The following is a 7,347-nucleotide window of genomic DNA, read 5'->3' as shown; positions in this document are numbered from 1 at the left end:
TGCTTTTTCATAAATGTCAATTCTCTGGCCTGATCCCCGTTCTGGAGTAGGTCGTTAAAATCCCCGCCGTCCGGCCAGCGAACACTGACCTTTTCTAAGTCATTATTTGCCGTTAGATTTTTAGTCGCGCACGCCATGGCCGCCGCATGGCCTGTGGCGCTCCAGTCATTATCTGCAAAGATAATCAGATGGTTAACACCACGAGGGGCGATAAACTTCGCCATATGCCCGGCGTTCATGGTTGACCACGTGTTCACCCCGTAAATTTGCTTACAGGACAATGCCGTCTCAATACCTTCGGCGATCCCCAGCGTGGAATCCACCGGATACAGACGGATTGCCACTGATTGAGCGTGATCAAGGTAGGTCTCTTCCTGTAGTGACATCATTTTCTTTGTAACGTCCAGCGGCGCTTTTCTATCCCCGTCCAGATAGGTTCGGTGCAGATAACACAATTGACCGCGTGAGTCTGTCGCCAATGCCCACATCGCCTGATAATCCCCTTGGTATGTCGGCTGCTTTTCACAGAAGCGGATTTGTTCAATAGGCTGATGGCTATAGATCCCCCGGCTTTGAAGGTATTTTTCTGCTGAGGTGCCTTTCAGTTCCGGCATGCGTGAGTAAAGGGTGATTATCTTTTGGCGGTTATCTGCAACCGTGCTCACTTTGGGTTTCGGTATGACCTTATCGCGTTGAATACCCAACAGCTGATCAATCTCATCCGCCAGCACTTTGAATTCTTTGCCCTGCGTCAATCTCAGTAGTGCCCAGCCGTCCCCGGCATTGCAGGTACAGATGAAAGTGCCTCGCCCGTCACGATCATCAATGCGGAATTTGCCTTTCTGCTTACAGATTGGACAGTTGCCCTTGAAATGCCTTTTTCCTGTCACCGGGGGTAATTTGTAGTAAGCGAAGATTTCAGGCCAGCGGCCAACAACGGCCTCGGTCGTTTTTATTCTGTTCACGGTGTGTCTCCCTGATAGGCTGAGGTGCCCAGTTGTTCGCGGATATCGCGCACCTTCTGGCGGGCTACCTCAAGGCGCATTGCCTGCTGTTCGTGGCTGGACGGCTGCACTTGCTCCGGCTTCTTGCGGGATTTTGCCCAGGCAATCTGTTTATGCTTGATAAAGTTATTCACCTCCGGCGTGATTTCTTGGGGCCTGTCATGGAGCCCGCGCGGCTCGATGCCGAACTTCTCTTTAAACGTATAGAATACCCAGCCGTTACTGATCGCCTTGCCCTGTGACGCCCGTTGATTCTGGTAGTACTTCAACTGCGAGTAGAAACTTTGCTTTTCGTCCTGTGTGTAGACCCGTGCTTTCTTGTCGAGTTTTTTGATGGTGCGGCTGGTATCGACATCAATGTCTTCCCCCACCAGCGGCTTAAAGCCACACTTCGGGCAGACATAAACCCCGGCGGGTTTCATGTAGTGGCAGGACGGGCATTCTTTGGGTAACTTTTCCCGTTTCTCCTGTTCACGGTGGCTGGAACGGGACTTCATGCCGTCATTTTTGCGGGGCAGTTCGTCATATTCGATATCGTCGGGGTAACCGAGGCGGTGAACCGTGCCGGAGTGATCGAAGATGAGGCAGGTTTCTTTAAATGACGATTTGACATTGATGATCAAATCAAATGAACCGTCATCAATGGTAGATACAGTAATATCATCACCAAAGGTTTCTTTAGTTGACAGAACAGCCTTCATTACTGAGATCTGGCCTTCTGTTTTAACCCTAAAAAGAACTCTCATTTCGCCACGTCCTCCCCTTCTTCACATCGCTGACCAAGTATTTATTAACGTTGAGCACACTGCATATTTGGTGATTTTTTATCCCCAGAGAAAGCATCTGCTTTATCTGTCTTATTGTTTTTATTTTATTTTTTGCGTGAGGGTGTTTTTCACAGCATCTTTTGTTTAATGAATCAGAAATATGTCTCTGGTTTTCAGATGCGGTAGCCCATTCAAGATTTTCCACGCAGTTATCTAATTTGTTTCCATTGATATGATTTACTTGGCTTTTTCTACTTGGGTTAGGAATCCATGCAACCGCCACCAATCTGTGCACTGAATAGCTCTTATCATTCAGTGAGACCCTTAGATAATTGCCGCGTAAAGACGCCTTTCTTTCCCTTTGCTTCCTTTTTTGATAGCAATTATTCCTTACGTTAAAATGCTGGTACTCACCGGTGATAACACCACCATCACTAGACACATAAGCTATTGCATAGGTACTTTTGGGTTTATTGTCAGAAAGCCAGCGCAAACACTCTTTATAAACAACGTTGTCTTTTATCAAGATACTCACGATAAGCCTCCTCCCCCTCGTTTGTTGACCTTAAGCCCCTACCTAGCGCCTGAGCCCATCGAATTTCAGACTTTGTGGGTCTCGCGTAGATAATGCAGCGGACATCGCTATCGAACCCAGCCAAAAGACATCCCACATTCACTAAAATCTTGGTAGCCCCCTGCTCAAAGCGGTGAATGATAATCTGGCGTTCTTCAGGGGGGGTCTGCGCCGTAATGATATCGGCGTTGATCCCTGCGCGATTAAACTCCACGGTCACGAAGTTGGCATGGCTAACCGTCACGCAGAAACAAATGGTTGGCTGGTTATTACCATTCGCTAACCAGTTGCTGACAATATCCCCGACCAGATCGGAGCCGCACATGATTTCAGCAATCTCCGCCTCTTTGTAATCACTGCCGTACTCAGCGCTTTGAGTGGACTTCACCCCGGTTAAATCGGGCTTGGTGGGCGCATAGAATTCGTACTTGCTCAGATCCCCGCGCTGAATCAGTTCTTTCATCGTGGTCGGCTTAATCAGCTTTTCGTAGTAAGCCCCAAGGAACGGAGCAAAGGGTGTACCCGATAACCCGATCACCGGAAAGTCACTGTCACGGATAATTTCCAGCATCCGCTTACGGCGTAAGTGCGCTTCATCGATAATCAGTAAATCGATATTGTCGGGAAACTCACGGCGGATAATGGTATCGGCTGAGGCAATCTGAATTAGCCGGGTTGGGTCATAATTGGGATGGTCACGCCAGACGTAACTGATTTCGTGCTCAGGCAAGCCATACTCAATAAAACGCGTCGCGGTCTGGTCTACGAGGATCGTATAAGGCACACAGAACATGACACGCATTCCACGGGACACATAACCGTCAGTAACGAAAGCCGCCAAGCCTGTTTTGCCTGAACCTGTCGGGGCATAGACCATGAAAGAATTGAAGTTCTTCCAGTTCTGACGCAGCATATTTAAAGCGCGTTCCTGTGCAAAATTAGGGGTAATTTCTAGCATGACTCACCCTTATTTATTTTTCTGAGTTCCCATGCGATACTTTGCACGGGTAACTTTTCATTAGTGCCAACCGCAAGAACCGAATCAGTCTTCACTCGCCAAAGTTTCGCTGTTCGGTTTCTTGCCTCCTTTGATTTTCAGTTCATTTTTCCACTCATTGATAATCCGCTTACTGTCTTCGGCGTGCTCACGGGCAGGCATATTGCTGTATTGGCGCTCATAATCGATTTCATGGAAGTACGGGTTTGTTATTGCTGGTGCGACAATACCAACGGCACGCTTAACGTCTTCGTCAGTCGGTACGCGATCAAGGTATTTTTTAAAGGTTAATTCGCCAGTATCCGCTAAGTGCTCAGTGATTTTTTTCAGTTGCTTAACCGCCCGAAAAACGTCTTTCACGCTCTCATTATCCGCTGACGGCATCGTTTCACCTTCGATCACTTCCCCGTCAATAAACAGCGGAATACTGTCAATGAATGCGCCACGGTTGAGGAATTTGTTTACTTCGGCTGTGGTGATGATTGGGTATGCCTTGATTAAACCAAACAGGGTTACCGCCATTGATTCATCACGCCATGAACTCTTCCCTTTGCCGTTTCGGATGGCGGCAATCAATGCGTCCTGATGATTCAGGCTCAGCAAATCGTAATCACCGACCACGATGTAGTGAGTACTCAGTTCTTCCAGATTTACGGGTTTTGCGTGGCTGTTGTGTGGCTTATGAGGTTTATGTTCCTTCCGTGCTGGTGCGTTTGCTTTGACCATTGCTGTCGCTTCTGCTTCTGACATCCCAGCCGCTACCAACTCAGCTACCGCCCGAGCAGGCTTCCAGTTAGCAAGAGCACGGTGTTTTTGGATGATCTTTTCTGTCTTTTCTTTTTTGATAATCATTCTCATTTAGTCCAAAAAAAATAGGGGGGTACATATTTAGTACTTTTCGTGACTGCCAGTTTTTTTGGCTTTTCCCCACTTTGATAATTATTCTCACTTGGCTGTTTTTCATGCTCAGCCCTAGTGATCCCCTAACCTCCGTTCCACAGCCAGAAGACACAGCCATTTTCGGTGCTACTGGTTAGCTCCTTGCCCTAAAGCGTTTCCTGATTTGGGCTTGTCCTCTGGCTGTGCTTTCGGGGCTAACATCGGCTTCTCTGTATAACCCTTCATCGATCTGTAATTCTTTTTGAAAAACAGCCGGAGCCATGTGTTAGCAGCCCTAGCGCCTGTGTTATCCCTGCGAAATGACACAGGATCTTCATCCCGCCGAAGTTTGTAGACGTATGCGTATTTATCCCTCGCGTATTCCCTTGTGGTTGAGTTCATGGCGGAAAGCATCTTTTGAATCCATTCCGCATCACCCGGATGATAAATTTCGGGCATGGTGACTTTGGTGAAATCAGGAAGGAATCCCATAACTAGATCCCGACTACAACTGACTGAAAACTACTCATGATCCACCTCCGTGGGTGGTGGAAACACTTTAGGCAGATCGGGGCGCAGTTCGTGGGCTTGAACAGCGCCGTTGGTGGCTTCCACTATTGCAACCGCATGCTCAGGTGAAACTCTTTTCAATCCTCTAAGCCATTTCCAAACAGCCCCTTGAGTTACTCCAATTTGTCTTGCAAGTGCTGTCTGACCTCCGGCAATACTCACAGCTCTATAGATTGGTGATACGTAAGACTTTTCTTTCATTACACACCCTCATAAAAATACTTTGGTATTTATATTAATCCTTAAGTATTTTCAAGGCAAGTGCGATAAAATTGTTTTTTTAATACCTTGAGATTAAAATTGAGTAATATTTCAATTTGAGGATCAGTTATGGAACATGAAACACTAGCGCAAAGGCTTAAGTCTGCGCTTTCTCTTCGAGGGCTTACGCAGATGCATTTGGCGCAAAAAGTAGGTGTCACTCAGGGAGCAATACAGAAACTAACTTCGGGTAAGGCTACTTCTACAAGGAAAATTCTGGCGATAGCTGAGGCGCTAGATGTTTCAGTAGCATGGTTAGAGCGGGGTGTCGGCACCCCTGATTCTGGAATAGCTAACACCTTACTTACCTCTGCTCAACAAGATAAGATTTTCAGAGTTGATGCCTTGGATATAGAAAGCCTTTCAGAGGGGGGGATGTTTTCAGCTGAATTTAAGCAGACAGTTAATGCCATTGAGTACACCCCAAAACAAGCCCAAATGCTGTTTAACAACCGTACCCCTGACGCAATTAAAGTAATCTCTGTCTACGGCGATAGCATGGCAGATACGATAGAGCCTGGGGAGCAAATTTTTGTTGATATAACCTCTCAACACTTTGATGGTGATGGTATTTACTTGTTTGTATTTGGTCATTGTCTGCACGTAAAGCGCCTACAGATGCAAGGCTATAAAATGGCGGTATTATCGGATAACTCTCACTATGAGGCATGGTATATCGATAAGGAGGAAATATCTTTACTGCGTATAGTCGCCAAGGTCTTATTCTGTCAATCACAAAAACTAAAGCTATTTGCATAAATCCAACATACGAGGCTGATGATCGGTCAGCCTCATGCATATCGTAATAATATCAACTGGTATTATTAACATCAAATATCATACCTATATTAAAACTTTAATATTTTATAAATCAATAAGATAAAAAAATACAAAAGTATTTTAAAAATACCATTGACTCCATTAAAAATACCTTGGTATTATCCATTCCAAGGAAAGGCCATCTTCACTGGTAATGTATCTAATAGCAAAACTGGAGGAATGAATTTACCATGACAACGTTTATTTTCGCGGCAATTAAGCGTTCCAACACCAATCAAAAACATCCCGTCAAAATTAAATGTATTGCTGAAAACTATCAGCAAGCAAAAATGATGTTATCTGGCTCATATATCACAACGTGGGCAGGTCAAATTATAACCATCAATAAATAATTAAATAAAACATCAATTCAGCCCGATTACAAAAGGAAATAATAAATATGAGCACTTCAATAATTGTTAATCCAGCCTATCGCGCACCAGAAACACCAGAAGAAAGCATCCATCATTCAGCTTCTATCGCAAATAAATACGCAATTGAATTGATGGATGAAATGAAGCCATTAATTAACCAGATGGAAATAAACCATCCCAAAGAATCCGCCAGATTTATTTCTCTTATTGGTGAATTAATTTCAATGACAGATACCACTAAAAAGCGCGCTGAAAGACTAATTGAAGGTAACTCAGGAAGCAAAAAGGTTACTGGCTCCTACATATGTAATCTTTGGTTGGATGGGACAAATAGTTAATCGTGAGGAATGGAGACACAAATGTTAATTCTAACCCGTCGCCGACAAGAAAAAATCAGAGTCGGTGATGATATCGAAATAGTAATATTAGGCATCAACGGAAATCAAATTAAAATAGGCGTTAAAGCACCCGAAGGTATTTCTGTACACCGTGAGGAAATACATCAACGCATTCAACAAGGAATTAAACATGATAAATAAACTACAAGCAGCCGTCGAAATTGCAGAAGAAATTGAAGCCTCAATATTTCCCGTAGTGACTGCAACTCAGAATGAAGCCGAACCGGATACTTATTTAATGTGTCGTGGTGTGCATCGTCAGACTTGTGATTTAGCTCAGCGATTAAGGGATATAAATAAAGATTATATCATGCTAGGCGAATCCGAACTATACGGAAGATTAGAAGACAGCGCCAGTAAAATAGAAGGACTGAGAACATATATTACTTTATTGTTAGAAACAGAGAAAAACAAAGAAAACTCGTATCTAATTAGCCTTGCATTAGATGTGACTGTTGAAATAGGCAAAGAAATAGCACGAGTCCGAGGGGTAGAATACTCATGAATAATATCTTCTATCATACCCGTGTCAATAATGAGCGATTAGAAAAGATGAGTAATAGCGATTTACAGTTATTATCCTCATCGAGCCGTGAAATCATTCATTCGATAACAGCCGGAATAAAATCTATCGCTAATTTAGCTGGTGCAGCCGTTAATAGTGAAGAATACTCCCCCGATGATGCAATGACTGACCTTGATAG

The 7,347-nt window shown here is 44.4% G+C and carries 11 protein-coding genes and 2 pseudogenes; 6 read left to right on the top strand and 7 right to left on the bottom strand.

Annotation, left to right across the window (positions count from 1 at the left end):
- The 7 genes and pseudogenes from PSI23_RS19620 to PSI23_RS19590 form a co-directional block, all read right to left on the bottom strand.
- A partial coding sequence (locus PSI23_RS19620; RefSeq protein WP_273556655.1) for a DUF7146 domain-containing protein occupies positions 1–965 on the bottom strand: 965 nt, incomplete at its 3' end.
- Positions 962–1,600, bottom strand: a pseudogene (locus PSI23_RS19615) (DEAD/DEAH box helicase); the annotation flags it as partial. The gene PSI23_RS19620 and the pseudogene PSI23_RS19615, both read right to left, overlap by 4 nt.
- 133 nt (positions 1,601–1,733) lie before the next feature.
- The gene (locus tag PSI23_RS19610) at positions 1,734–2,306 is read right to left on the bottom strand and encodes an HNH endonuclease (protein WP_273556653.1); all 573 of its coding nucleotides are present in this window, start codon (positions 2,304–2,306) and stop codon (positions 1,734–1,736) included.
- A gap of 4 nt (positions 2,307–2,310) precedes the next feature.
- Positions 2,311–3,303: pseudogene (locus tag PSI23_RS19605) on the bottom strand (DEAD/DEAH box helicase); the annotation flags it as partial.
- 84 nt (positions 3,304–3,387) lie between these two features.
- Positions 3,388–4,194, bottom strand: coding sequence for a hypothetical protein (locus PSI23_RS19600; protein WP_273556652.1), 807 nt, complete (start codon positions 4,192–4,194; stop codon positions 3,388–3,390).
- A 174-nt stretch (positions 4,195–4,368) separates the two neighbouring features.
- On the bottom strand, positions 4,369–4,713 hold the full coding sequence (locus PSI23_RS19595; protein ID WP_273556651.1) for a hypothetical protein: 345 nt from the start codon (positions 4,711–4,713) through the stop codon (positions 4,369–4,371).
- 30 nt (positions 4,714–4,743) lie between these two features.
- On the bottom strand, positions 4,744–4,953 hold the full coding sequence (locus tag PSI23_RS19590) for a transcriptional regulator (RefSeq protein ID WP_309145419.1): 210 nt from the start codon (positions 4,951–4,953) through the stop codon (positions 4,744–4,746).
- 168 nt (positions 4,954–5,121) lie between these two features.
- On the opposite strand from PSI23_RS19590, the gene PSI23_RS19585 reads away from it, so the two are divergent.
- The 6 genes from PSI23_RS19585 to PSI23_RS19560 all read left to right on the top strand — a co-directional run.
- The gene (locus tag PSI23_RS19585; protein ID WP_273556649.1) at positions 5,122–5,811 is read left to right on the top strand and encodes an XRE family transcriptional regulator; all 690 of its coding nucleotides are present in this window, start codon (positions 5,122–5,124) and stop codon (positions 5,809–5,811) included.
- Positions 5,812–6,062: 251 nt separating this feature from the next.
- Positions 6,063–6,224, top strand: a complete 162-nt coding sequence (locus PSI23_RS19580) for a host cell division inhibitor Icd-like protein (RefSeq protein WP_273556648.1) — start codon at positions 6,063–6,065, stop codon at positions 6,222–6,224.
- Between the two features lie 47 nt (positions 6,225–6,271).
- Complete coding sequence (locus PSI23_RS19575; RefSeq protein ID WP_273556647.1) at positions 6,272–6,583, top strand: hypothetical protein; 312 nt, start codon at positions 6,272–6,274, stop codon at positions 6,581–6,583.
- A 21-nt stretch (positions 6,584–6,604) separates the two neighbouring features.
- Positions 6,605–6,784, top strand: coding sequence for a carbon storage regulator CsrA (gene csrA / locus PSI23_RS19570; RefSeq protein WP_273556646.1), 180 nt, complete (start codon positions 6,605–6,607; stop codon positions 6,782–6,784).
- Positions 6,774–7,148, top strand: a complete 375-nt coding sequence (locus tag PSI23_RS19565) for a hypothetical protein (RefSeq protein WP_273556645.1) — start codon at positions 6,774–6,776, stop codon at positions 7,146–7,148. Before csrA ends, PSI23_RS19565 begins: the two co-directional genes overlap by 11 nt.
- Positions 7,145–7,347 (top strand): hypothetical protein (locus PSI23_RS19560; protein ID WP_273556644.1); only part of this gene is annotated, 203 nt, incomplete at its 3' end. The genes PSI23_RS19565 and PSI23_RS19560, both read left to right, overlap by 4 nt.

The organism is Xenorhabdus yunnanensis, from assembly GCF_028598805.1.
Classification (GTDB): Bacteria; Pseudomonadota; Gammaproteobacteria; order Enterobacterales; family Enterobacteriaceae; genus Xenorhabdus; species Xenorhabdus yunnanensis.
The sequence above is the reverse complement of the archived record's forward strand: the minus strand, read 5'-3'. Positions and strand labels throughout refer to the sequence as shown.